General features: G+C 48.8%; 4 protein-coding genes. All 4 read right to left on the bottom strand.

The window, feature by feature from the left end:
• Positions 1 to 193: 193 nt before the first annotated feature.
• Entirely contained in the window at positions 194 to 724 is a 531-nt protein-coding gene (locus C510_RS0115830) for a hypothetical protein (RefSeq protein WP_022339625.1), read from the bottom strand.
• Positions 725 to 810: 86 nt separating this feature from the next.
• Complete coding sequence (locus C510_RS0115825) at positions 811 to 1791, bottom strand: DUF3089 domain-containing protein (protein WP_018712243.1); 981 nt, start codon at positions 1789 to 1791, stop codon at positions 811 to 813.
• Between the two features lie 49 nt (positions 1792 to 1840).
• A complete protein-coding gene (locus tag C510_RS0115820; protein ID WP_018712242.1) occupies positions 1841 to 2395 on the bottom strand; it encodes a hypothetical protein in 555 nt (184 codons plus the stop codon).
• A gap of 23 nt (positions 2396 to 2418) precedes the next feature.
• Positions 2419 to 2667: Yae1 family protein (locus C510_RS16795; RefSeq protein ID WP_018712241.1), on the bottom strand; the 249-nt coding region annotated here is incomplete at its 5' end.

Below are 2667 nucleotides of genomic sequence, written 5' to 3'. Positions count from 1 at the left end.
GTAAACGGATTTACGAAGTGTCCGCAGGTCAGTTCCTCGTTCCTCATGTGTCCTCCTTTTCTGTTTCGTTTTCACAAAGATACGTTTTTCGGCAGGAAAAACAAGCGGAAATGCTGAAAATGACGAAAGTGCCCGAACCCCGTTTCCCGGAGTGCGGACACTTTGTCTGTAGAGGGCTTTCATCAGCCGTACGTTACTTTTCGGGAGTATACGTAAATTTCATGAGGCTATGTTCGCCCGTGACGTACTTTTTCATGCCTTCGGAACTTTTTGTTTCTGTGCCAGACCGGTTCCCGCTGTAACCGTACTCGGAACTCATCGTTCCGTCCTCCAGGATTCCATTGACTCTGACCTGGATATTTTCTTCCAGCAAGTAAGAGGCATTCTCTTCGATGGCCGGCATATCCGCTTTAGGCTTGGCTGTCACCTGGCAGACGAACTCGTCCGGTCCCGCCGTATACGGAATGTTCATGTCGAAATTCCAGTCTTCTGTCAGGAGAATGGTCTTCACACCCGTCTCAGAGGTATAGGTCACTTCAATGTCGAAAAACCTGTACCAGTCTTCCGAAAGTGAGACCGAATATTCCGCCTTGATGGTGGTGAGTTCGTTGGTAATAATGGTTTCAGGCTCGTTCTCATCGCTGCTGCAGGCGCTGAAGGTTACACAGCAGGCCATCATGGCCAGGCACAGTACCGTAGCTTTCAATAAAGATTTTCTTGTCATTGTAATTTGTTTTGAATAAAATGATATGAACGTGTCTCGTCGTTTTTGCGGGGCAAAATTACTGTTTTTGGAGTAGAAAAACAGGATTATCGGCCATTTTCTTTCCGGTAATACGCCTTCACCCGCTCCAGGATATTCTCGTGCAGCGATTCCTGATAGAGCCACGGTTCACAGCCGTGAAAGTCCCCCACGTTCAGGAATCCCAGGATAGGGTGGTATTCTGAGCCGCTGTACCCGTCCAGTACCAGTACGTGATGTTCGGGCGAGACGGTTACGGTAATGCTGTCCTGCAGGACGGCCGGTGTGGCGTCTGTATGCCAGTTCACCGGGTTGATGCACATGGCGCAAGGAGCGGCCACTACAGGTTTTATGTAGCGCACGTCCGATACCGAGTTGTAGCAGATGGTCACACCTGTATCCGTGGCTCCTTGTGCCGCACGGATGTTCTCCGTAGCCAGTGTATCGGCAGGTGTCACCTTGTAGCCTAGCACGTAGGCGGCTACCAGCTTCTTTGCCACATCCGTGGGCATCGACTTCAGCAGTTCCACCACCGCCTTTCCCCCTTGGCTGAAACCGGCCAGGATAAACGGGCGCTCCTTGTCCGCACGGCGTTGCAGGAATGTGTCGAAAGCACGCTGCACATCGTCGAAGGCGGTACGGAAGCGGTTGTTGATGGTGTCCTCGTTCTGTGTCGCCCAGACCTCGATGGTGATGTGCCGGTAGTAGGGCGAATAGAAGTCGCCGGCATCACCCATGTAATCGGCGATACGTGAAATCTCCTTGTCCATGTCAGCACGATGTTTGGGATTATACACATCGGCATAGTGGCAGATGCTACCGTCGGTTGTCGTCCAGTCCTTCTCCCAGGTAGAGACGATGTAAAACACATCCGCACCTTGCTCCACCTGGTTGTTTTCGCGTGTATACCACAGGTTCGGGTCTGCATAATCCGGTGCTTGAGGAATATAGCCGGCGGTATCCTTGTCTTCCCGGTCCGCCTGATTGCTGCATGCAGAGAGCAGCAGAATGAATATACCGAGGTGGTATATCAGTTTCTGGTAAGTCATTTTCTTTGTTTTTGAGTTTGTTGTAAAAAATCGGAGCAGCCTGTTACACTCAGTCGCTCAGGTATACGTCCAGGGCTTTGGTCAGTCTGAAATCTTCCAGTTGTTTGGCAATGCATCTCCTGAAGAAATCCAATATTTCGTTGTAGCATTCCATGATGATTTTTCCGTCCATACTTAATACTATTTTCCGTGTATAGACCGGAATTTCGAACCATCCGCAGTTATCCAAGTAGCAGTAATGTGTTTTTTCATCTTCTTGGAAACATTCGAACCGTTTTTGTTCCAGCAGATTCAGCCTTTCCTGAGGTGATAAAGCCGACAACTTTTCCATGACAGTGTCACTTTCCCGGTTTTCTCCTATATAGCGAAGGTCATAAAAACGCTTTAGAAAAGACAACAGTTCCTTGTCACAGATTTCTTGTTTCAGCGAGTAGGTGTAGCAGTCCTCTTCTTCTTTTCTGTCATATTCGCTTCCCAGTCGGAGTGTGTTTTCCAGTTCGGCCAGGATATCTGTTTTTGTTCTCCTTTCACTTACATACTTGTTGATTCTGTCTTTGTAGACACAGGCTTCCAGTTTCAGTCCTATTATCAGATATCGTCCCATAATTCTTTGATTTTGTCGGTTTTCTATAGCAAGTCTATTTCCCTGGCAGAAAGTCCGGTAGCGGCTTGAATCTGTTCGGATGTCAGTCCCAGCGCTTTCAGGTTGTGGGCAATGGCTCTTTTTTCCTCGCTTTTACCTTTCTTCATTCCTTCTGCCATTCCTTTCTTCATTCCTTCCGCCATTCCTTTGGCACGACCTTCTTCCAGTCCTTTCTCCCGTCCTTCTTCCAGTCCCTGTTTCCATCCGGCCCTTCGGGCATCTTCTTCCACTAT

The organism is Phocaeicola barnesiae DSM 18169 = JCM 13652 (assembly GCF_000374585.1).
GTDB lineage: Bacteria > Bacteroidota > Bacteroidia > Bacteroidales > Bacteroidaceae > Phocaeicola > Phocaeicola barnesiae.
The sequence above is the reverse complement of the archived record's forward strand: the minus strand, read 5'-3'. Positions and strand labels throughout refer to the sequence as shown.